24 protein-coding genes and 1 pseudogene are annotated in these 22,831 nt (G+C 36.5%); 6 read left to right on the top strand and 19 right to left on the bottom strand.

Annotated features, from left to right (window positions below; genetic code table 11):
- Positions 1-29 precede the first annotated feature (29 nt).
- Together ETP70_RS05775 and ETP70_RS05780 are read left to right on the top strand one after the other, a co-directional pair.
- A complete protein-coding gene (locus ETP70_RS05775) occupies positions 30-560 on the top strand; it encodes a YceI family protein (protein ID WP_151900288.1) in 531 nt (176 codons plus the stop codon).
- Complete coding sequence (locus ETP70_RS05780; RefSeq protein WP_151900289.1) at positions 561-1,694, top strand: TRAP transporter substrate-binding protein; 1,134 nt, start codon at positions 561-563, stop codon at positions 1,692-1,694.
- On the opposite strand, the gene ETP70_RS05785 is transcribed toward ETP70_RS05780, so the two are convergent.
- From ETP70_RS05785 to ETP70_RS05795, 3 genes are read right to left on the bottom strand one after another with little or no spacing between them, the layout of a single operon-like run.
- Positions 1,680-2,849, bottom strand: coding sequence for a fused response regulator/phosphatase (locus ETP70_RS05785; RefSeq protein WP_151900290.1), 1,170 nt, complete (start codon positions 2,847-2,849; stop codon positions 1,680-1,682). The two genes, ETP70_RS05780 and ETP70_RS05785, sit on opposite strands and share 15 nt — an antisense overlap.
- Entirely contained in the window at positions 2,842-5,163 is a 2,322-nt protein-coding gene (locus ETP70_RS05790) for an FIST N-terminal domain-containing protein (protein WP_188110060.1), read from the bottom strand. The genes ETP70_RS05785 and ETP70_RS05790 overlap by 8 nt, the downstream gene beginning before the upstream one ends.
- Positions 5,150-6,868, bottom strand: coding sequence for an EAL domain-containing protein (locus tag ETP70_RS05795; RefSeq protein ID WP_188110061.1), 1,719 nt, complete (start codon positions 6,866-6,868; stop codon positions 5,150-5,152). Before ETP70_RS05795 ends, ETP70_RS05790 begins: the two co-directional genes overlap by 14 nt.
- A 454-nt stretch (positions 6,869-7,322) precedes the next feature.
- On the opposite strand from ETP70_RS05795, the pseudogene ETP70_RS12775 reads away from it, so the two are divergent.
- Positions 7,323-8,296, top strand: a pseudogene (locus tag ETP70_RS12775) (putative glycoside hydrolase).
- Here the strand turns inward: ETP70_RS12775 and ETP70_RS05805 are convergent.
- Positions 8,285-8,947 (bottom strand): M48 family metallopeptidase, encoded by a 663-nt coding sequence (locus tag ETP70_RS05805; protein ID WP_151900293.1) that lies wholly within the window; start codon positions 8,945-8,947, stop codon positions 8,285-8,287. The pseudogene ETP70_RS12775 and the gene ETP70_RS05805 overlap by 12 nt on opposite strands.
- Positions 8,940-9,623: a 7-cyano-7-deazaguanine synthase QueC gene (gene queC, locus ETP70_RS05810; RefSeq protein ID WP_151900294.1), complete on the bottom strand. Its 684-nt coding sequence runs from the start codon at positions 9,621-9,623 to the stop codon at positions 8,940-8,942. The genes ETP70_RS05805 and queC overlap by 8 nt, the downstream gene beginning before the upstream one ends.
- Before the next feature lie 56 nt (positions 9,624-9,679).
- Between queC and ETP70_RS05815 the strand changes: the two genes are divergently transcribed.
- The 3 genes from ETP70_RS05815 to ETP70_RS05825 are packed head-to-tail and all read left to right on the top strand — an operon-like array spanning position 9,680 to position 11,269.
- Positions 9,680-9,859, top strand: coding sequence for a hypothetical protein (locus ETP70_RS05815; RefSeq protein WP_151900295.1), 180 nt, complete (start codon positions 9,680-9,682; stop codon positions 9,857-9,859).
- 50 nt (positions 9,860-9,909) lie between these two features.
- Positions 9,910-10,329 (top strand): rRNA maturation RNase YbeY, encoded by a 420-nt coding sequence (gene ybeY, locus ETP70_RS05820; protein ID WP_151900296.1) that lies wholly within the window; start codon positions 9,910-9,912, stop codon positions 10,327-10,329.
- Positions 10,330-10,339: 10 nt separating this feature from the next.
- A complete protein-coding gene (locus ETP70_RS05825) occupies positions 10,340-11,269 on the top strand; it encodes a calcium/sodium antiporter (protein WP_151900297.1) in 930 nt (309 codons plus the stop codon).
- A gap of 2 nt (positions 11,270-11,271) precedes the next feature.
- Here ETP70_RS05825 and mrdA read toward each other — a convergent pair whose 3' ends face one another.
- The 14 genes from mrdA to ETP70_RS05890 all read right to left on the bottom strand — a co-directional run bounded on the left by mrdA (position 11,272) and on the right by ETP70_RS05890 (position 22,175).
- The gene (gene mrdA, locus ETP70_RS05830) at positions 11,272-13,059 is read right to left on the bottom strand and encodes a penicillin-binding protein 2 (protein ID WP_151900298.1); all 1,788 of its coding nucleotides are present in this window, start codon (positions 13,057-13,059) and stop codon (positions 11,272-11,274) included.
- A complete protein-coding gene (locus tag ETP70_RS05835; protein WP_151900299.1) occupies positions 13,056-13,508 on the bottom strand; it encodes a hypothetical protein in 453 nt (150 codons plus the stop codon). Before ETP70_RS05835 ends, mrdA begins: the two co-directional genes overlap by 4 nt.
- The gene (locus ETP70_RS05840) at positions 13,475-13,936 is read right to left on the bottom strand and encodes an N-acetyltransferase (RefSeq protein WP_151900300.1); all 462 of its coding nucleotides are present in this window, start codon (positions 13,934-13,936) and stop codon (positions 13,475-13,477) included. Before ETP70_RS05840 ends, ETP70_RS05835 begins: the two co-directional genes overlap by 34 nt.
- On the bottom strand, positions 13,926-14,543 hold the full coding sequence (gene yihA / locus ETP70_RS05845; RefSeq protein WP_151900301.1) for a ribosome biogenesis GTP-binding protein YihA/YsxC: 618 nt from the start codon (positions 14,541-14,543) through the stop codon (positions 13,926-13,928). The genes ETP70_RS05840 and yihA overlap by 11 nt, the downstream gene beginning before the upstream one ends.
- Positions 14,540-15,013 carry a lipopolysaccharide transport periplasmic protein LptA gene (gene lptA / locus ETP70_RS05850; RefSeq protein ID WP_151900302.1) on the bottom strand — a complete coding sequence of 158 codons (474 nt, stop codon included), beginning with the start codon at positions 15,011-15,013 and terminating at the stop codon, positions 14,540-14,542. Before lptA ends, yihA begins: the two co-directional genes overlap by 4 nt.
- Positions 15,014-15,487, bottom strand: a complete 474-nt coding sequence (locus tag ETP70_RS05855) for an LptA/OstA family protein (protein ID WP_230973322.1) — start codon at positions 15,485-15,487, stop codon at positions 15,014-15,016.
- Between the two features lie 55 nt (positions 15,488-15,542).
- Positions 15,543-16,037 carry a KdsC family phosphatase gene (locus ETP70_RS05860; protein ID WP_151900304.1) on the bottom strand — a complete coding sequence of 165 codons (495 nt, stop codon included), beginning with the start codon at positions 16,035-16,037 and terminating at the stop codon, positions 15,543-15,545.
- The gene (hisB, locus tag ETP70_RS05865) at positions 16,034-16,606 is read right to left on the bottom strand and encodes an imidazoleglycerol-phosphate dehydratase HisB (RefSeq protein ID WP_151900305.1); all 573 of its coding nucleotides are present in this window, start codon (positions 16,604-16,606) and stop codon (positions 16,034-16,036) included. Before hisB ends, ETP70_RS05860 begins: the two co-directional genes overlap by 4 nt.
- Positions 16,607-16,608: 2 nt before the next feature.
- A complete protein-coding gene (locus ETP70_RS05870) occupies positions 16,609-17,391 on the bottom strand; it encodes a septal ring lytic transglycosylase RlpA family protein (protein ID WP_188110062.1) in 783 nt (260 codons plus the stop codon).
- Positions 17,384-18,607: a lytic transglycosylase domain-containing protein gene (locus ETP70_RS05875; RefSeq protein WP_230973323.1), complete on the bottom strand. Its 1,224-nt coding sequence runs from the start codon at positions 18,605-18,607 to the stop codon at positions 17,384-17,386. The genes ETP70_RS05870 and ETP70_RS05875 overlap by 8 nt, the downstream gene beginning before the upstream one ends.
- A gap of 73 nt (positions 18,608-18,680) precedes the next feature.
- A complete protein-coding gene (locus ETP70_RS05880; protein ID WP_151900306.1) occupies positions 18,681-19,457 on the bottom strand; it encodes a TatD family hydrolase in 777 nt (258 codons plus the stop codon).
- Positions 19,447-19,617, bottom strand: coding sequence for a hypothetical protein (locus tag ETP70_RS12385; RefSeq protein ID WP_188110063.1), 171 nt, complete (start codon positions 19,615-19,617; stop codon positions 19,447-19,449). The genes ETP70_RS05880 and ETP70_RS12385 overlap by 11 nt, the downstream gene beginning before the upstream one ends.
- Complete coding sequence (locus ETP70_RS05885; protein WP_151900307.1) at positions 19,605-21,149, bottom strand: AAA family ATPase; 1,545 nt, start codon at positions 21,147-21,149, stop codon at positions 19,605-19,607. The genes ETP70_RS12385 and ETP70_RS05885 overlap by 13 nt, the downstream gene beginning before the upstream one ends.
- 12 nt (positions 21,150-21,161) lie before the next feature.
- A complete protein-coding gene (locus ETP70_RS05890; RefSeq protein ID WP_151900308.1) occupies positions 21,162-22,175 on the bottom strand; it encodes an integron integrase in 1,014 nt (337 codons plus the stop codon).
- Positions 22,176-22,831: the final 656 nt, after the last annotated feature.

The raw sequence follows: 22,831 nt of genomic DNA on the forward strand, positions 1-22,831 counted from the left end.
TTACAAGAGTTAACTACAAAGGATAAAAAATGAAAAAAATCATATTAGCGTTACTTTTAGCCGGGGCTTCACTTTATGCACTTGAAGTGCAAAACACGACAGTAAAGTTTACCGCATTCAAAACATATGCGAAAAAAGGTGTGAGCGGCGTTTTTGACAAAATCAGAGTCAAAACACAAAAAGCGGATACAGTTACTACTCTTTTAAGAAATGCAACAGCGGAGATAGAAACATCGAGTGTCAACAGCGGCAACAAAGGCAGAGACGCAAAACTGGTTGCACAGTTTTTTAATGTTCAAGATGTCAAGCGCATTAAAGCAAAAATTATTGATGTTACAAAAAATACTCTTATATTGCAATTGAACATGAATAATAAAACCTTAAATATTCCTATGAGCTACAGTATTGCAAACAACACAGTTAATGCAAAAGGGACAATAGATTTGGCAGATTTTATGATGTTGCAGTCTTTGAAATCAATCAACAAGGCATGTTATGCTCTTCATCAGGGTAAAACATGGCAAGATGTAAACATATACTTTACAATGCAATATAAATAGATGAATCGCAGAGATTTTCTAAGTACCGCAACACTCACTTCTGCAGCTATAGCCCTCGGTGGCTGTAATGAAGGGAATCATGTCGCAATAGACTATTCAAAACATCCTAAAAAACACAATGATGCTGTGAAAAATGTTCATTTTAATAAAAACAAAAAAACAGTTATCAAACTTGCAACAAGCTGGCCCGCACATTTCCCTATAATGGGAACCGGTGTTGAAGAGTTTGCACAGCGTCTTCATGCCATCAGCGGTGGCAGTTTGGAGATAAAAATTTATCCTAAAAATGTTCTTGTTCCTGCTTTGGCTGTCTTTGATGCCTGTTCCAGCGGGCAGATAGATGCTTTTCACTCCGGTCCCTATTACTGGAAAGGAAAAAATTCTGCTTTTTCTCTTTACAGTGGTATTCCTTTTGGTTTTACCGCTGAAGAAGTAAACTCATGGATGCTCTATGGTGATGGGATGAATTTATGGAGAGAACATTATGCAAAACATAATCTCTATCCGTTTTTAGGCGGAAACACAAATATTCAAATGGGCGGATGGTTTCGAAAACCTATAAACTCTTTGGCTGATATGCAGGGACTTAAAATGCGAATTCCCGGTCTCGGCGGAGAGGTTTTTTCACGCATGGGAGTCAATCCTGTTTTGTTGCCTGCGGGAGAAATTTATACTTCTTTAGAGCGTGGTGTCATTGATGCAACAGAGTGGGTGGGCCCTGCCCTTGACATTAAAATGGGGTTTTATAAAGTTGCTCCTTATTATTATTCCGGTTGGCATGAACCGGGTTCTGTTCTTGAATTAACATTCAATAAACATACATGGAACAAGCTTGCCAGTGAACATCAGTCTATGATTGAAGTGGCTGCAAGTGAAATGAATGCAAATATGGCAACGAGATTTCATCATGAGAATATCTACGCTTTGCAAAAACTCAAAAGTTTACATGTAACGCTTGCACAGTTTCCGGATGATGTAACCGAAGCCGGGAAAAAAGCACTTCAGGAAGTCATCCATGATCTCAGCAGCAAAAACAATGATTTTGCCGAAGTGTATGCCTCTATAAAAGCATACCTGAACCTTTCTAAAGAGTGGAGTGATGTGAGTCTCGGATATTTTCTAAATGTTCGATAACTCCTCTCTTTGTATAAATATGTAAGTTATATCATCCTCCTGATCAAAAACCTGTTTTTTTCTTTTTGCTTCAAGTTCATTGATGTCTTTAGCTTCTTTAAAATCTTTTCCAAGGTACTTCCCGTAAAATTCCGAAGAATCCCTGACGGAGTTTTCATTGAGTCCGTCACTGAAAACAAGTATCTTGGATATTTTTTTTATATCAAGGATTGCAGTATTTACACTTTTTGTATAGCTTGCCAAAGGAGGATTGTTCGATTTTATTTTTGCAACATCATTGCTGTCATCTTTTATACATAAAATCGCAGGCATGGAAAACATAGCATATTCCAGTCTCTCTTTACTGCTAAAATAGAGAAAAGTTGCACAGATAACCTCTTCTTCAAGTAAATTCGGCGCGATAAACTCCAAAAGCTGTTTTATGAGTTGTGTTAAAGAAAAATTTTTGTTTTTTATCATTTGATTTATTATGTTGTTCGCAGATGCACTGCACAGCATGGCTGTAACAGCTGCCGATATTCCTTTTCCCATACCGTCAACCAAAAACATAAAATATCCATCATCTGAAATCTTTCTTATAATATAACTGTCCCCGCTTAAAATATCTTTTGGTTGATAAAAAACTTCACATGTAAAGTGTAAAAAATTTTTATTTTCCTGCAGGTCATTTTTTATAATTGTTGTCTCTTTTTGATAGGTTAAAGTTTCCTGATAATTAGAGTAACAGAGTTTTTGCTGTTGTGCCTGCATCAGCAGTCTGTCTGCAAGTACTGATTTTGCAACAAACTCCAAAGTAGAAAAAATTGACTTTGATGAAATCGGTTTTTTTATAAAACTTGTAATACGAAGATCAATTGCAGTGCGTAACATTTCCAAACTTTCTAAGGCAGTCAATAAAATAATGGGGATACCGGCATCACATTCTCTTATTTTTTCACTCATTTGCAAACCGTTCATTACGGGCATAGAGTAATCTGTCAATACGATGTCAACTTGTTTCTTTTGAAACACATTCAAGCCCTCAGCACCGTTATATGCTGTATATACATTTTTAAAAAGCATAGAAAAGAGCGTTGTGTAAATATCCATAACATTTGTATCATCTTCAACACAGAGTATATTTAAGCTAGTGTAAATTTTTAGATTATCATTCACTTTCGCATCCTAATATAATCGTAAATTCAGATCCGTCTTGTAAACTGTGTACATATATATCACCATTAAGATTTTCTTTGATTATTTTTTTACTCATATAAAGCCCCAGACCTGTTCCTTTACCCTGCTCTTTTGTTGTAAAATAAGGTTCAAAAATTCTCTCTATTATAGCAGGTTTTATGCCTCCTGCATTATCTATGACTTTTACAGTGCATGTATTATTCTCCCTAAATGCTTTGAATATAATCTTTTTATGTTTATTTTCATGTTCTTCAAAAGCATCTCGGGCATTTGAAATAAAATTAATTAAAACATGCTCTAAATCTTTTCTGTAGGTGAAAAGTGCTAATCCCTCCTCTACATCTGTTAAAAAATCAATATTGTGATTTTTAAGCTGTGCCCCCATTAAATGTAAAATATCACTTATAACCTGTTCTATTTTTATCAATTCTTTTTCATTGACAGGTTTTGTGAAATTCATAAAATCATTAATGGTATTTGACATTTCTTGCGCCATGTTTTCTATAAAAAGAGTTGTTTCACTTATTTTCTCGCTTGTTATAATATTCATATCATTTTGCATACTAAGCTGAATTGCAGATGCACTAATTGCATTCAAAGGCTGTCTCCATTGATGCGCTATCATATTTATCATTTCACCCATCTGTGCAAGTTTTGACTGTTGAGAAATAATATTATCTTTTACTTTTATATCAGTCAAGTCTAAAGATGTTCCTATGATTTTTATCGGTTTATTATTCTCAAATACCATTTTTGCACTTTCAAAAAGTGTAATTATTTTTCCGTCTTCTCTTTTGAGTCGTATTTCCATGCTGTGAACAGAGCCATCATTTAATGCTTTTTGTGCCTGCATTAGCTGAGCTCTGTCTTCTTCTAAAACCATATTTACAAACTCAAGGTAACTAGGTTCTCCAAGAGAAATATCTCTGTTAAAAATTTTAAAACTCTCTTTTGACCATGTGATTTTATTGGTTTTTAGATCTAATTCCCAACTGCCTATATGCGATATCTCTTGTATATGAGCAAGGGTGTTGTTTTTTGCTTCTAACTCTTTTTTTAATATTTGAAGTTTATTGTTTTCTTCTTGCAACTCTTTTGTTGTAACATCCAATATATGCATTAAAGCAGCATAGGTTTTCTTTTTTGATCTGAAATCTTCATCTTTTTTATCAAGAAAATTTATTTGATGATTAGTTTCAGATATAACATTGGACTCAGATAAAGCTATAGCGGTTAATGTTTCATTTAACAGCTCCGGTTTTTTTTCTGTATAAAACTCGCCATAAGTAAAGAATCCGCTTGTCGGTGCCAAATCTGCAAAGGGCATAATTTCATCTTCTGTTAAGCCAGACATAAAACGGCGACGAGCCATACAGGAGTATATAAAAAAAGTCTCAACATTGATATTGGAAACTTTGACTGGGTTCATTACTATTTTTTCAGCATCTCCGACACCAAAATATATTTTCATTCCTTCTAATAAATTTCCGGCAAAGCTTAAGCTGCCGTCTGTATGCTTGGTCGTGATAGCTCTTGCAACATCAACCCCGTTTTTTGTTGTAATCAGAGGAAATTCTATTCCGGTAACAGGCAAATTGTCAGTTACGTCTGAACCTAAATATTTTTTATAAAAATCAACTGCTGTCATATTATCTATCGTGTAAACTCTGTTTTTTTCTGACTTGGTAATAACATGTTGACGCCCTACTTTGTTCCAGCCAAAATGATATAAACTCGTTACATGTAACATGTCAGAATCCAATGCAACCGCTACTGCACCTTTATCATACAGTTTATTTTGCAAGCCAATGTAGCAGTTGTCAAATTTTGCATTATCACCGGAAAGCCCACCGGCAATTTTTACATGCGGTGCAACACAATAGATACCGTTTAAAAACTCTTCTCCATTACACAATAAACCGTCAGCAAAGACAATGAGTAGTTTTGTTCTTGGTGTTACAAGCTCTTTTGCAAGTTTTACACCGTTATCAAAATCAGAATCTATTTGTGTATATGCCAGATGCAAACAGGTTGTTTCAAATATTGACACAGAAACAACTGTTGTGAATTGAAAAATTTTATTTTCAAAAATTTCTCCATCGGTGGAGGAAGCTATAATTTTGGCATTTTTAAATTTTGATGATAAAAATCTCAAAATTTCTTCAAATCTTCGTTTGTTTTGTCCTGAAAAAACCTGTATAAGAATAGCGTTGCCCTGTATAATTTCTTCATAATCTTCACTAAAGATTTCAGACAAATTATCTTCACTTATAAGATAATTATATGTTTTCATGATTTGTGTCCTTTGCAGTATCTTCAGTAGATAAGTGCGGTTTAGGTTCATAAAAATAATAGCCTTGCGAATATTCAATTCCCAGTGTTTCTACAGTATAGGCAACCTCTTGCGAATGAACATACTCTGCTATAACCTTTGCACCGATACTTTTGGCAAAATCAGTCATAGTTTTAACAATAGAGTAACTTTTTGCATTTGTATCAATATTTTTTACAAAACTGCCATCAATTTTTATAAAATCTATATTCATAGCGTGCACCCTTTCAAAATTAGAATTTTGGGCACCAAAATCATCTATGGCAATACTAAAACCGATATTTTTCAATTCCATTAACTGTTCCAAAGAATTTTGAGCTCCTGTAGCACTAATACCTTCGAGCACTTCTAAGATAACACGGGAAGGTTCAATATTGTATTGTAAAAGTTTTTTTAAAAAATACTCTTTTAAATAGTTGTTATGTAAATCTCTTTCCGTAATATTAATTGAAAAATCAAATTTATTATGTTTAAAAATCTGAAATGATTTGTCTATCATAATTTTTGTAATTTCTGGAATAAGTCCTATAATTTCAGCTATATTAATAAATTCAAATGGAGAATAGGTTTTTTCGGCATTTACTATTCTTGCAAGACATTCATATTTGTAAACTTTATGCGTTTTATTGTCAACAATAGGCTGAAAGTAAGGAACAACACAGTCATTTTTAATTGCATCTCTTATAATCGGAGAATATTTTTGTATTTGAGCTTGAAGTTTTTCAATCAGCAGGTCCTGAGAATATATTTTAATGATATTTCTTCCTTGTTTTTTTGCTTCTTTTAGTGCAATGTATGCATGTTTCAGGAGCTTGTCATCTCCTTTGGCAATAGCCATGGTTACAGTAAATTTAATATCAATGTCATACAGTTTTATAACAGATTCGGCTATAATGTTTTGTAATTTTTTTGCATATGCCATAAGTGCATTCTCGTTCAGTTTACATGTAAGAGCAAATTCGTCATTTCCCAAGTAGAATAGACTCGAATGAGGAGGTCTGTTTTTTGTCAATAATTTTGCTAAAAAAACAATACTCTTATCACCGATTTCATAACCATATACTACATTAATGCTGTCAAAGTTATCGATATTTAGCAAAATAAGCACTGTATCGGTTTCTGTGTTTTTTAATGCTTTGTTTAAAGCAAAACGATTTTGCAAACCGGTTAATTTATCGGTTACTGTCTGCTGATGTATAACTTGTGTTTTTGTATTTATTTCCTCTTCAAGCTTTTTTCTGTAACCCTGCATCATTCTGCCGGCTAGAATACTTTCAGCTAATTTTCTAATAAGCAATACCGTTTTATCCATTTTTATAGGCTTTAAAAGAAAACCGTCTACGCCAAGTTCTATGGCTTTAAGCAGATAGTCTGTGATGTTATATGCGGAGATGATTACAACTTTTTGCATAGGATTGTTTTCTTTAATGAGTTTGGTTAACTTCAATCCATCCATTTTTGGCATGCTGATATCTGTAAATACAATATCATACTGAGAGTTTTGATATTTTTGCCAACCGTCTTCACCATCAACTGCAACATCTACACTTTGAAACAGTATATCAAATATCATTATAGTTTGTTCTCTAACAGTTCTTTCATCTTCTACATAAAGTACACGTATCTCTTTTGTCTGTTCTGATAAAACTTTTATTTCCGTTAACATTGCAGGAACCTTTATAAATTTTTTGACTTGCTCTAGATTGTGGCACTCAAACATTTATTAATATATTCTATAATGATGTTGTGTTTAGTACATTGTACTTTAACTAAATTTAATATCACATTAAAATCGCTGTCTGCAAACAAAGCGCAATTGTCCTCTGTTTGCTTAATCTATAGTAAGATTGCAAAAAAAATTACCTAAAGGGATTTTCTTGAAAAAACTGCTATTTTTATTATTTTTGTTTTCATCCCTGCTTTTTGCCTCTTTTGGTGGAACTATTGTAGATATACACACTTTGCGACCTATAGCATCTGCTTTCATCAGTGACTCAAAAAACAGTGTCAGAAGTGACGAAAACGGTTCGTTCTTTATAGCTTCAAAAGAAAACAGATACCATATCAAAGCCTATGGATACAGACCTTATACGTTTACATCTGATACAAACACAACAACATTGAAACTTGAACCCATTCATGTAAAAGCACTCTACTTAACCTTCTGGGGTGCCAGCAACAACTCCGGTACGTTAAAAAAAATACTCCATCTCATAGAGACAACCGAGGCAAATGCTGTGGTGGTAGATGTTAAAAACGAATACGGTTCTACCCAGTTTTGGACTGGATTCAAGCAGGCCAATGAGTATGGTGCCTACAAGCAGCGTACGAACAGAGATATTAAAAAATTTATAAAAACTATGAAAGAGCGGCATATCTATACCATTGCCAGAATTGTAACCTTTAAAGATGAACTGCAGGCTTCTCACAATATTGACTACGCCATCAAAAAAAATAAAAAATATGGAGAAATCATGACAATATGGCCTGGGTGGACCCTTTTGACAAACGTGCGCATAATTATGCCATATCTATTGCCGAAGAAGCTGCAAAGGTCGGCTATGATGAAATCAATTTTGACTATATCCGTTTTCCTGCAAAAAAAGGATTGCAGTTTTGCAGACAATGCACGCAACCAAACCGGATAAAAGCAATAGAGGGTTTTTTGAAAGAGGCACAGAGAAGATTAAAAAAATACGGTGTTTTTATCTCTGTTGACACCTATGGAAATATTTGCTGGGCAAAGGATGACAACGGCATAGGACAGACTGTTACATCACTGGCAAATTACGCAGACTACTTATGTCCGATGCTCTACCCTTCAGGCTTTTCAAGCGGCTCTTTTTATTTTAAATATCCGGCTAAACACCCCTATGAGGTTGTATATCGAAGTATAAAAAAGATTCAAGACAGAATTCCAAGCAATAGAGTCCGCCCATGGCTGCAGTATTTTAAAGATTATACATCTTCAAGAAAAGCGTATAAGAGAGAAGAGATACAGGCACAAATCAAAGCTGCAGAGGATATAGGAACAAACGGATGGATGCTCTGGTCGCCTTCAAGCAAGTATCATCAGGAATATTTACAAAGATAGAGAAATGTTTTTCAGTTTTTTTCTGAGTACTTTTGCGTGAGGCAGGTATTTTCCAACGAGGTCATGAAAATCTTTTGAGTGGTTCATATGAACAAGATGTGCAAGTTCGTGGACTATTACATAATCTATCAGCTCTTTATGTACTTTTATCAGTTGGGTGTTGAATGTAATGATTTTTGCAGAGCTACAGCTTCCCCACCGGCTTTTCATCTTTCTGAATTTTAAAGTTTTGTATTCCTGTTGCATTATCTGGGCAAAATAGTCTACTCTCTGAGGCAGATACTCTTTGGCTGTATATGTATAAAAATTATCATATGCAGACAGAACTTTTGTCTTGTCTGATGTTTGCAAGCGCTGCAGTTTTTTTCGCAGGTAATGCGCTTCATCACTGTCTATACTGTAGATTTCACCAAACAGCAGCACTTCATCCTCCAGGTTTACATGTAAAGGCTTGCGCAGAGAATTTTTATGTAACTGTTTTCGAATCCAGGACTCTTTATCCTGAAAAAACTCTATCGCATACTTTTTTTGCCTGTATGGCGTTTTTATGATAATACTTGAATCATGCTTTATCTGTATGTAACTGTGCTTAAGTTTTGGAGCATATACAAGCTGTGCCGTAAGCTCTTTACATGTAACCGTTTTATGCATAGGGAATCGGGTCGCTCACGCCTGCTTTTTCAAAGCCGTTTAAACGGAGTCTGCAGCTGTCGCACACACCGCAGGCCTTGTCTTCGTTTTTATAGCAACTCCATGTCAGTTCCAAAGGAACATTCAGTTTTAGGGCTTCTTCTACAATTTGTGATTTTTTGAGGTGCACCAGCGGCATTTTTATTTCTATCTTTGTGTCATCTTTTGTGCCTAGATTGATTGCTTTTTGCATAGCCTGTATATATTCTTCCCTGCAATCCGGATACCCGCTGCTGTCCTCTTCAACAACGCCTATACTGATAACCTCTGCACCCTCTTTTTCAGCTATTGCTGCGGCCATAGAGAGAAATATGCCGTTTCTAAACGGTACATACGTTACAGGAACACCCTCTTCTACTCCGCCTGTAGGTACTTCTATGTTTATGTCTGTCAGTGCAGAAGCACCAAGTTGTTTAAAAAAATCCAAATCTAAAATATACTTTTGCTTTACATGTAAACTTTGACATATATTTTCAAAACATGCAAGCTCTTTTGCCTGTGTTCTTTGGTCATAATTAAAATGAACTGCTATAACTTCATAGCCTTGATTCTTCATCATATAGGCGCTTAACGTAGAATCCATGCCTCCGCTCATGATGCAAACAGCTTTTTTATTTGTGTTATTTTCTTTTTTCATGGTACAATTTTACCATAAGTGTTATATACTTTAGTATTTCAAACAAGGAGGAAGTTATGGAAGTATCATCTTCAACACAAACTTCATCAGGGCTGGGACAAACAGATATTATGAAAAAAGCGCAGGATGTACAGGCGCAGCAGATAGAAAAAATCATTCAGGCTGCTCAGGAGCAATCCAAACAAATGACTGCACAAAAAACCGGTGTAGGAAGCAATCTTAATATTACAGGCTGAATTTCTCCTCTTTCTTGGCAGATGTTTTCTCATCTGCTATAATTCCACTTATGATAGATATTGACAACAAAACTTCTTTTGAAGTAAACAACACGCTGCTCCAAAAAATTGCTTTAAGTATGACAGATAAAGACATAGAACTTGTCATTACTGCAAATGATGAGATACGGCAAATAAACAAAGAGTATAGAAACATAGACAAACCAACCGATGTGCTCAGTTTTCCCTATGAAGAGATGCCTATGAGTCCACTTGGAAGCATAGTTGTTTCTTATGATTTTGTACGTGAAAAAGCTACAGAGTTCAAGCATACACAAGAAGATGAATTTACACTCCTTTTTATACACGGACTTTTACATCTCCTTGGATATGATCATGAAACAGATAATGGTCAAATGCGAGAAGAAGAAGAACGGCTCATTAATGAGTTTCATCTTCCGAAAAGTTTAATAGTAAGAACACAGGGATAGGTACTTAACAATGGATTATATTATATTTATTTCGGCAATGGCCGCTTTGATTTACGGGGCTGATTTTATCATTAAAGAGTCAGAACGGATTGCACTGCACTTTAACATTTCACACTTTGTCATCGGTGCGACTTTGGTGGCTTTTGGCACCTCTTTGCCGGAAATGGCAGCTTCTATGGTGGCATCGGCACACGGAAAAAGCGATATGGCCGTTGCCAATGTCGTAGGAAGTGTCATTTTTAATATCACTTTGGTACTGGGTATTGTTTTTATGATTGCGAAATCCATGAATCCGGACAGGGATCTCTTCTCAAAAGACAGTGCCTGGGTTATTGTGCCTCTGGTAATCTTTTTTATTATGACGCTCGACGGAAAGATCAGCCGCATTGACGGTGCTTTGTTTTTACTTATGATGGTTTCATATATCATATTTTTGTTTTCAAGCAACAAAGAAGAGCTTGAAGGCGAGATAGATGAAGATTTGGTCAAAGAAAAATTTAATTGGCTAAAAAGTGCTCTACTGTTGGGTGTTGGTTTTGTTTTAACAATCGGAGGCGCTAACTTTGTTGTAGAGAGCGGTACAAATATAGCAAGAAGTTTACATGTAAGTGAGTGGATTATCGGTCTGTTTTTAATCTCTTTGGGTACTTCTCTGCCTGAACTTGTCGTCTCTCTTGTCGCCGTAAAAAAAGGCAATGCCGAGATGAGTATAGGAAATATCATAGGTTCAAATGTAGCCAATTTTTCTATGGTTTTAGGAGGTGCGGCTCTTTTGAATCCGCTGAGTGTAAATCTGGCAGCTACAAAATTTGACATGCTTATTCTTGCTGCAGCCTCCATAGCGCTTTTGTTTGTTTTGGCAAACAAGCTGTACAACAAAGCCGGAGGCATTTTTTTGCTTATAATTTTAGCACTGTTTATTCAAAATTCTTTTGCATAAAATTATTTTTTCTTGATATACCCAAGTTCTAAAAGCCTGTTGTATATGTCAGAAACAATAGAACCCGCTGCATGTCCGCCGTGTCCGCCGTGTTCTACCATAACAGTTACAACATACTGAGGATGTTTATACGGTCCATAAGTTGTAAACCAGGCATGTGATCTCTTGTAGTAAGAGAGTTCATGTTCCTTCTTTCTTTTTAAAATATCCTGTTTTATACCTATGACCTGTGCCGTTCCTGTTTTGCCTGCTATTTTTACTTTTACATGCAAATAATTCGTGGCCGTTCCGTGAGGAGAATTACATACCTGATACATCGCCTTTTGGATAATAGGAAGTTTTTTCAATTCCACTTTGTTCAACACATTTTTGTAGCTGCTTTTATACTTTTTATCTCCAATCAAAGAAACAAAATGTGGAGTAGGCAGCTTTCCGGTTGCCATAAGCGCTGTTTCTCTGGCAATCTGTATAGGCGTTACAAGAAAATCACCCTGCCCGATTGCCATATTTGCCGTTTCGCCTATATTCCATATTTTATGGTATTTTCGTAGCTTCCATTCACGGGAGGGAACAACACCTATAAATTCATTGGGCAAATCTATACCTGTTTTTTTACCAAAACCATAGCGTTTTAAGCCGGCACTCATTTTTTTATTGCCCAGTACCAGGCTTCCTTTATAGAAAAAATCATCACAACTCTCCCGTATTGCTTTTGTGATGTTGGTGTGTCTGTGCCCTTTTTTCTTCCAGCATCTAAACGTTCTTCCGCCTAACTTCAGGTTTGAGCGGCAGTCAACACTCCAGTATTCATTCAAGTCCGTAGTGATATATAAAAGCCCCAAAAGAGGTTTAATGGTCGAACCTGGCGGATACAAACCGTGTGTCATTTTATTTGTAAAAGGGTGATCAAGACTTGATGAGAGTTCATCATACATTTTATAGGACATTCCGGAAACAAAAATATTTAAGTCATAATTTGGATAACTGCCCGCAGCTAAAATGGAACCGTCAACATTCATAACAATTACAGCACCTACCTTGCCTTCAAAAAGCTTTGAGATGTACTTTTGCAACTCCATATCAAGCGTAAGTTTCAGTTTTCTCTCCTCATCAGGACTTTTATAACTTAACTCCTCCACTTCCCGATTGTTGGCATTGACTTTTATCTCTTTTACTCCAGGTGTACCCTGCAGGTAAGAATTATAGTATTTTTCAAGACCTGTTTTTCCGGTATAGCCTATGAGATCAAGCAGAGGGTCTTTGTCAATATCTTTTTGGTTTGCACGAGAAACATAGCCTATCATATGTGCAGCAATATTTTTATACGGATAGTATCTTTTGGGTGCCGGAAGAATTTTAATGTTTTTTCGCAGGTTCAGCATAGAATATACCGGCATCATTTTTTCATATGGTATGAAATGGACAACATCTATGAAGTTGTGGTTATAGTATGAGTCTTTTTTTCTGTAGTTTTTAATAATTTTTTCTTTGTCTAAATCAGGCAGTGCTTTTTTTAAAAAAGAGACGGTGTCATTAAATTCGTTTTTATGTTTTTTCAAGAGCAAATGAGGTGCAATTTGGATTTTAAATCCAAGTTTGTTAATAGCTACAGGTCGATTGTATCTGTCTACTATCTCACCTCTGACAGGTGCTATCTGCTCATGTTTGATGGTGTTTTGCAATGAAAGCCTGCTGTAGTAACTGTTTGATTCAACGGCCAGATAGAAAACGCGCACTATAAGTGCCAGCCAGATTGATACAAACACAAAAATAATAAATTTTATTTTCATAAGAGACCTATTAAAAAGAATTCAATTACTATATAGTAAATTATATAGTAATTTATATTTGGCTGCGGCAATAAAAAAATATTTGACAACAGTGTCAGAAAAAGAAAATAACCAAGATAGACAAGGATGGCTGTCAGTGCTCGAATACAAACTGAACAGTTGGAATTTTTGGTGATTTGAGGCATAATAAATTTATACAATACATAAAAATAGACAACTGCACTCAAAAGCATATATCCGTAGTTGGCTTCAAAAACAACAAGACACAGCACAACAACAAAAACAGAGAGTGTGTCATCATTGTCAAGTGCACGGGCAAAAAGTACATACAGAAGTGTCAGCATTGGCGGCAAAAACGGATAAATAGTGCCCAAACTGTCATACAGTACAAAAAGCACTATATAAAAGAGTGAGATTACAGGTTTTTGATGAGAGATACTTCGTTGCATATCGGAAAGTGTTTACATTTAATACAATCGGCCCAAATTTTATGTTCGGGAAGGGACTCTTTTGGAATTTCCACAAATCCCAGTCTTTCAAAAAAAGATTGCTTGTAGGTGAGACTCAGTACTTTTTGAAGACCGAGTGCTCTGCCCTCATCAACAGCGCACTCAACCAGGTTTTCTCCTATTTTCTGTCCCCGAAACCCCTCTTTTACAACCAAAGAGCGTATTTCGCCAAGATATCTTGTGTGGATGTGGAGTGCCGCAAAACCGACAAGTTCATCAGCTATAAAAGCCAAAGTATACGAACGGATATTTGTTGCGATTTCATCCTCGCTTCTTTCTAAAATGATACCGCTCTGCACTTCAGGCTGTACCAGATCTCTCATTTTTTCAATATCTGAGAGTTTCGCCTTGGTGTAGTCAATCTTCATCTGTCTTCTCTTGCAGTATTCCATAAATGACTTGAACAATTTTATTGATTCCTCTTTTTTTCGCACTTGAAACCATTAAAGCATTTGGAAACTCTTTTCGAAGTGCACTTTGCTCTTTTTGATTTAATTTGTCAATTTTTGTAAATATTTGCAGTATATATTGGTTTTCTCTTGCCGTGCTAAAAAGAAAATCACTCACTGCCGTATCTATTTCCAAATGGGGATGTCTGCAATCTATAAGGTGTATAAAAATCTTTATCTCTTCCCTGTTGGCTATATAGTCTGTCAGATTTTTTTCCCAATCATGCTTGAGAGATTTTGCTACTTTTGCGTAGCCAAAACCAGGCAGGTCTACAAACTTTGCCACAAGTTTTTCAGAAGATTCTCTGTTTAAAAAAGTAACATCAAAATAATTTATAAGCTTTGTTTTTCCGGGAGTTGAAGAGACTTTAGCCAACCCTTTGTGATTTGTCAAAGCGTTGAGCAGTGAACTTTTTCCAACATTTGAGCGTGCCATAAAAACTACTTCGTTCTGTTCTTCGGATTCCGGAGCTGCATTGACATTCGGAGCCGATGTTATAAACTTTGCCTCAACAATGTCTATCATTTTTTTTCCTTTTCGTCTTTTATATCAAATATCATAATGACAGGCTCTTTTGAAACACCTTTGGCATAGGCTTTCCCGCTTATCGCCTGCAAAATAACTTCATCACCGAAAATCTCTTTTTTATCGTTCAGTTGCTGCAGATGTACATTTCCAAAAAAGTGATACTCTTTTTTTAAAGGCAGGTAGACGACTTTTTGTGCAACACCTCTGTAGTTTGCTCCCTCTACTGTTTTTATTACAAATGAAGCATTTCCGACAGCTACAAATTTTGTGGGCTTGTTGTTTTTGTCCGTATATACTGTAACCTTGGAGGCGTTAAGTTCATCATTGACTTTTTTAATTCTGACATGTCCGGTAAAAACTGAAATACCTTTTTTCTGGTCGCCTCTGAACTCATCTGCTTTGATTTTAAGCTCTTGTGAAAAGAGTAGAGTCTGTAAAAAAAGTGTTAGCACAAGTAGATATTTCATCTATTTTTCCTCTTTTAATTGATATGTAGCAATAACATTTTTAGAATAAATCTTTTTTGTAATGTTATTGTATTTTATATAGTCGCCGATGACTACATTGTCATTCAGGTAGGCAGTGTATTTTGTATTGCTGACTACATCTGCTGTTTTTTTATTGTAAAGTGCTTCTTGGCTTTTAAATGTCAGTCCGTCTTCTCGCACATAGACAACATGACCGCTCAGCTTGACGATTTCATTTTTATATACACCCAGGTCAGAGACCATATTTGCAATATATTTTTTCGAATTGTCGGTATAGTCCATATCTTTTATCTCATATCTCTCAGCGTATCTTGTTCCGGTGTTTCCAAGTAAAATTGTCGCCAATCCGTGAGTATCAAGTTCATACATCGTAAAATCACTCAATTCAAAGAGTGGCACATCTGTAAAATGGTGTATTTTTACATCCATAGGTTTGAACATGAAAAATATCATCAGCAAAAGCGTAATGACAAAGGTTAAAAATATATTGATATTGATTTTTTACTCCTTACACCCAGACAGATAAAAATGCTTCTTTTTGGTCATTTTCTTTCACTAAAATATCTATCATCTCTCTTACCGCACCATTGCCGCCACTTTTTGAGAGTGTTGTATTGACAAGTTCTTTAATTGCATCATGCCCGTCACTCGGAGTAAAACTTCTCCCGGCAAGACGCAGCATATTATAGTCATTCAGATCATCGCCGATTACGCCAACCTCATAAAACTCCAGACCGAGTTCAGCAATGATTTTTCTTAGAATACTCTCTTTGTCCCGTATACCCTGGTACAAATGCTGCACTCCCAGTTCTTTGGCTCTTTTTTCAACGATAGAGGAATTTCTTCCTGTTATAATGGCAACCTGATTTCCCGTTTTTATCCAGGTTGTTATGCCAAGTCCGTCTTTTACATTAAAATTTTTGCTTTCAAATCCCTCTGCCGAGTATATAAGTTTACCATCAGTTAAACAACCGTCAACATCCAATACTATCAGTTTAATCATAAAACATCTTTTGTACTTGGGATGCCGACTCTCTCATTCTTTGCCGTTGCCCGTCTGAGTGCAACAGCGACCGCCTTAAATGCCGCTTCTATAATGTGGTGTTTGTTTTTCCCGCGGCACTCTATAATGTGCATGCTTATTCTTGCGTTTAAGGCAAAGGCACGAAAAAACTCTTCAACAAGCTCTGTATCAAACTGCCCTACTTTTCCACTGACACTGAGTTCATAGACCAAAAAAGGACGATTGCTCAGATCCAAATCGCAGGAGACACAGGCCTCATCCATCACAATGTTTGCACTCCCAAAACGCTCCATATTTTTTACAGGGTAAAGAGTCTGAGCAAGCACAGAGCCTAAAACAATGCCCACATCCTCAACACTGTGATGGTCATCTATGTGCGTATCCCCTTTACATGTAAGGTCCAAATCAATGAGAGAGTGTTTGGAAAAACTCTCAAGCATATGGTCTAAAAAGCCGACACCTGTATTAATATTACTTTTGCCTGTACCGTTGATATCGAGTGATACTGTTATATCTGTCTCTTTGGTTGTTCTTGTTTTTGTAATCATTTTTAATCCTCTCTCACTATAAATGCACCTTTGAATATGCCGTTTGCCTTGTAGTCTCTTGCTTCTTGTTCACTTTTAAAGCCTTTGAGCCAGACTTTGAACATTCTGCCGTTTGGTGTCTGCATATCTTTGATGACTGTTGTATATCCGTCGGTATTGTTATACTTTTCCTGTGTCCTTATTGCGCCGTTTATATTTGAAAAAGAGGCAATCTGCAATGCAAAACTGCTTAATTCCACACTCTTAGGTGATTTTTTCAACTGTTTTTTATTTGGTATCTTGTTTTTGCCTTTTCCTGCAAAACCAAGCACTTCAAGTGTTACAGGAGCAGTTCCCGTGCCTATCATATCGATTTTTGAGGCTGCCGCTTTTGAGAGGTCTATGATTCTTGTCGAGACAAAAGGCCCCCTGTCATTGATGCGAACCACCGTACTTTTTCCGTTTCTTCTGTTGGTCACTCTTACAATGGTATTCATCGGCAGTGTTTTATGTGCAGCTGTCATATCCCACATATTGTATCTTTCACCGTTAGATGTAAACTTTCCGTGAAAATTCGGTCCGTACCAGCTTGCATTGCCTCGGAATCTGTCTCCGACACTTACGACAGTCGGATAGTACCGTTTTCCGTGTACCACATAAGGACGCATCGTCGGATGTGAATATTTTTTCTGACTGTATGCAGGGCTTGAGTATTTATGATGTATGTAGCTGCTCGGTCCTCTTGTGCTGCATCCGCTTGTAAACAAAGTAATACCAAGCACCGATAAAAAAAATATTTTATTCATACAGCTTCAACCTTTCGCCGACCCGAATCAAAGATCCTTTGATGTTGTTTTGTGCCCGTATGTTTTTAATGCTGATTTTATGGGCTCTTGCGATGGAGCCTAAAGAATCACCTTTTTTTACCATATAATAATGCGTACTTTGAAATTTTTTGTGTTTAGTGTTTTTGGCTATAGGAATGACAAGCTTTTGTTTGATTCGTAAACGGTTTGTGCGCAGTTTGTTGAAATCTTTAATCACCTTGTACGAAACACCGTATTTTTTGCCAATACGGGAAAGGTTTTCTCCCCGTCTGACTACATGTATCTTGTAGATATTCTGTATGGGTTCCTGAAAATACTTTTGCTTGTATTCTGCGAGTTTGATATACGGTATATATACATCGTATCCATCTGCATATGGCGGAACAAAATCATATTTTAAATGTCTGTTGAGCTTTTTCAAATCTTTTAAGGGAATATGAATAAGTTTTGAGAGTCGTGCCAAGGACTCTCCGCGGGGCAGTTTCACGGTTGCAATCGAGTAGGCGTTTGCACGATTTAAAAGGTACTCATACTCACTGTGCAGCATATACTGCTCGTCACTGCCTATCAGGGCAAGGGCAACAATTTTGCGGATATAGTAGCGGCTCTCTCTCGGGATATAGTGTTTTTTAGGATTGAGTAAAACAGAAAGTTTGTCTGTTTTTGCCTTTCTGATTGCCTTGCTTAACGCACCGCCGCCACAGTTATAGGCAATGGCAGCCAAATACCATTTTCCAAACCGCTTATGCAGTGCCGAAAGGTATTTTGCCGCCGCTTCGGTTGATTTGATCAAATCGCGTCTCTCATCTACATACTCGTCAATTTTCAGATGAAAAAGTTTGCCTGTTGCGGGCATAAACTGCCACAGTCCGGCTGCTCGTTTATTAGAATAGGCCTTTGTGTGAAAATTTGATTCAGCCATGGCAAGATAGAGAAACTCCTGAGGAACATTGTATTTTGAGAGTGTACTCTTAATGGCAGGAATAAACAGATAGGCATCTTCCATCGCCTTGAAAAAATGTTTGTCTCTTGACAATGTTTTTGCTTTCATTCTGTTCATTACAGGATCATACAAAAATGACGGTTCTATATCAAATGAGTCCAACAATGCCAGTTCTTTGTTGTAGTTTGATTCATACGTCAAATTCGCCAAAAGAAGAAACGGGAAACACAGGGTTAATATATATTTAATCATAGACAACTTTTTAATTTTAATTTATGCTATTTTAGCCAAAATTCTATTAAAAAAAGTTGTAACCACTATGATATTAAGAAATATGAAAGAGTTTCAGGGCATTTTCTGTGGTCAAATTTTCTATTTCCTCTTTTGGAATCTCTAAGATTTCTGACATTTTCTGTGCCACAAGAGTTGTATAAAGCGGTTCGTTTCTCTCTCCTCTGTGTGGTGTAGGCGTCAAATACGGACCGTCTGTTTCTATAAGAAGTTTCTCTTTTGGTATACGTGGTAAAATATTGACAAGCTTTTTAGCATTTTTAAAAGTCAAAACACCGCCTATGCCAAAGTAGAAGTTTTCATTTGCCAAACTTAAAAGCTCATCGTCGGCATTAAAACAGTGCAGCACACCACCCACTTCACCTGCATTATGCTCCAGCAGCAGCATTTTTGCATCATGCGAAGCGTTGCGGATATGGACTATCAAAGGCTTTTTGTGTTTTTTGGCAAACTCTATCTGTGCTGCAAAAACCTTTGCCTGCGCCTCTTTTTCCTGTGCTTTTTCTGCATCACTGCCTTCAAGACGAAAGTAATCCAGCCCGCATTCACCGATTGCCACACATTTGTTATGTTCCACGTACTTTTCAAAATAGGATATATCAAAACCCTCGATATCATACGGATGCACACCTATGGCAAAATAGACATCTTCATAGCGTTCCGCAATGCTGATAGCTTTTTCCAAAGTACTTACATCCGCTCCGGGAATGATAAAACGCTTCACCCCACCCTCTCTGGCACGTTCCAACACCGCATCCAAATCTTCATCATACCGGTCATCATCCAAATGTATATGTGTGTCAATTATCATTTTTCTTTTCTCTTCTCTTCTTTACATGTAATATGTTTCGTATCATTAAAAATATAAAAAACACAGAAACCAAAACAGAACCGCCTGCGAGGAGTGTATTGCCTGCATTGTAAAAACTGTATGCCAAAAACAGTCCTACAATTGAGATCACGAAACACATCTGTTTGCCTCCAACAGCTCTTTTGCAAACTTTTTGGCTTCACTCGAAACAGTTTCTCCACTGATGATTCTGGCTATTTCATCGACTCGTTCGTTCATGTTCAGCTCTTTTGTTTTTGATATTTTACCATCTTTATAGACCAAAAAGTGCTGATTTCCCATAGAAGTCAGTTGCGGCTGATGAGAAATCACAAATATCTGAAAATGTTCAGAGAGCTGTTTGAGAACTTTTGCCACGCTCATAGACTCCTCACCGCTTAGATTCGCATCTATTTCATCCAGCATCAACACCCCGCCGTTGTTGCTCATAAACTCTGACTTTAAAGCCAAAACTGCCAGACGGAGCCTGTTAAACTCACCCGTACTTATTTTGGAAAGTTCCGTGTCATTGAGTTCAATCTCCAGCTTGTCCTGTCCGTAAAGGTTGTATGATATTGTGCGCATGTGGATCTTTGCATCTCTTAAATACAAATTATGCAAGTAGCGATTTAAGTCTTTGACAAAACCCGGCAAAGCTTTTTCACGGCAGGAACTCAATGCATCGGCAAGCTCTTTAACTTCTGCAGAGAGCTTTTCATACCTTGTATGCAAATCGTTTTTTGCACTTTCAATATTTTCATATTTAACAAGTTCAAGCTCTTTTTGCTTTTTATACTCCAGTGCTTCTTCTATGCTTCCGTACCTGCGTTTGAGTCCGCTTAAGGCCTCTATACGGTTAAGCACCTCCTCCACGTCAACATCATCCAATGCGCTAAAACGCTCCTGCGAACTCTCCAAGATACTTCGCAACTCATTCATGGCATCATCAAAAAAACTGCTCGATTCATCCAAAGCATCCAGGGCAGATGAAACCAAATGCTCGTAATTGAAAATCTCATTTGCCGACTCTATACTGCCTAAAACTTTCTCTTTTTTTGAAAGCGCTTTTTTAATTTGCAACAGTTCTTCATCTTCGCCTATAACAGGGTTTATGTCTTCTATTTTTTTTATCTCATACGCTGCAAACTCTTTTAACTCAACAATTTTTCTCTCTTCTTCTTCTATTACATGTAATGCTTTTTTTACTTCTTGATATTCTAAAAAGCTTTTTTTATAGGACTCTTTTATCTTCGCAATTTTTTGGGATTTGCTCTCTGCCCTTTTATCTAAAATGTCAAGCAGGTTTTCATTTTCAAAATCACTGAAGTCTTTTAAACTCAAATGACGGAGATACTGAGATGCAACCCGACTGATAGCTTTGCGAGAAAGGCTTTGGTTGTTAATAAAGTAACGTGATTTTTCTTTTTTGATGTGTTTAAACACGTTGATATCATCATTTTCAATGCCGCACTCCTCTTCGTCAATCGTCCAGGTAACACTTGCTTCACAAACAGAAGCATCACAAGACGCACCTCCGAGCGATGAAAGTATAGACTCCATAAGTATAGACTTCCCGCTCCCGCTGGGACCGGTAAACACAACCAGACCCGATTGCAAATTAAGCTCCGCTTCTTTAAAACTCAAATAATCTTTCAAGTAAAATCTTTCTATCATTCTTTTGCCTTTTTAAAAGTCCAAAGGACTTATGAGTTTTGCTTTGTTCATCTCAGAAACTACATGTCTGGCACTAAATGCCGATACCACCGTCGCTAAAGCGAAAGTGTGGTGTAACCACTTAAGTGTCTCAACTGATTTATGCCCAAGTAATTCTTGAATACTTCTTAAATCTATGCCTGCTTGCAGTAAATGAGTCGCATAACTATGTCGAAATATATGTGAAGTCACACGTTTATTTATGTTTGCTTTTTGTGCTGCTGCTTTTATATTTCTGCCTAATGTTTTTGGATGAATATGGTGCCTTCTAATCGTATCACTCCGAGGGTCTTTTGAGACTTTAGTCATAGGGAAAATATATTGCCACTTTGTTTCAAACTTTGCTTTTGGAGATTTTCTTTCATAAGCATGAGGCATGTATACAGAGCCGTATCCATCCTTTATATCTTTACCATGTATGCCTTTAACATAGTCAATTTGTGCAAAAAGTCTTTGCTTTATTACTTGAGGAAGAGGAACTGTTCTATCTTTTAAACTTTTAGAATTCCATATATAAAGTTTATCAAATCCAAAATCTATATCCTTAATCCTTATATTTAATGCTTCGCTCATTCGTAAGCCACAGCCATACATAAGATATACTATAAGTTGATATATCCCTGTCAGATTTTCTAAAATTTTCTGTACTTCATCTTTGGTTAAAACAACTGGTATATGCTTTCTTTCTTGTGCTCGTAAAGCCTGAATATTTTCATTTGACAAGTCTATATCTAAAACTTGAGTATATAAAAATAAAAGTGCAGAAAAAGCTTGATTCTGTGTAGTAGGACTTACTTTTCTCTTAACTGCCAAATAAGTTAAAAATTCTTCTATCTCATTCTTGCCCATTTCAACGGGATGCTTTTTTTTATGAAAAAATATATACTGTTTTATCCAGCCAGTATAAGACTGCTCTGTTTTAATACTGTAATGCTTAAATCTAATTTTTTCACGAACCAAATCAAGTAGTTTTTTCTTCATTTGCATAATAACTCCTTTAGAACTAGACAGACATTATGTCCTTTCTCTACAGTTTATCTTTATTAGAAAGACATTTTGTCCAACTATTAGACTATTTTTCAGTAAAAGGTACATTTAGAATTTTTACAATAGTAGCTCTTTTTTTGTTTTAAACTAATTTTTATTGCAAACTGTCATATTTTTAAAAATAGAAAGACAATTATCATGTCTCACTATTTTTGTTTTTTAAGGTTTATGTGTATATAATGTCTCTTATTAAATAGTTGCCTCGGACGCTTCGCTTACCGAGGCAACGGGGGCGCGGGTTGAACACCCGCTAGTTACCCGGCGCTGTGCGCCAGGCAACAAGCGAGAGGAGCAGACAACCACATCAGAAAATTAAAATTTTCCAATGTGCTCGCTACTCACCCGCGCCCCCGTTATGTGTCTATAGTAAGCACCTTGCTTAGAGTATGTTTGTTTCAAAGAAAAATGAACTTCAAAGAGAGAGTTTACAAGCTAAACGCAGAGAAGAAAAAGAAAAGCCTTTTCAGTAAACGCCAACAAACTGACTAAACGCAGTAAGTGAAAAAACCTTACAAGCGCAACGGACTCCCGTTGAAACTTTAAGGACATAAAGAACACGACGACATAACAAGACATAGTAAAAAAATATGTTACCT

The sequence above is a fragment of the Sulfurimonas hydrogeniphila genome, assembly GCF_009068765.1.
GTDB classification, from domain to species: Bacteria; Campylobacterota; Campylobacteria; order Campylobacterales; family Sulfurimonadaceae; genus Sulfurimonas; species Sulfurimonas hydrogeniphila.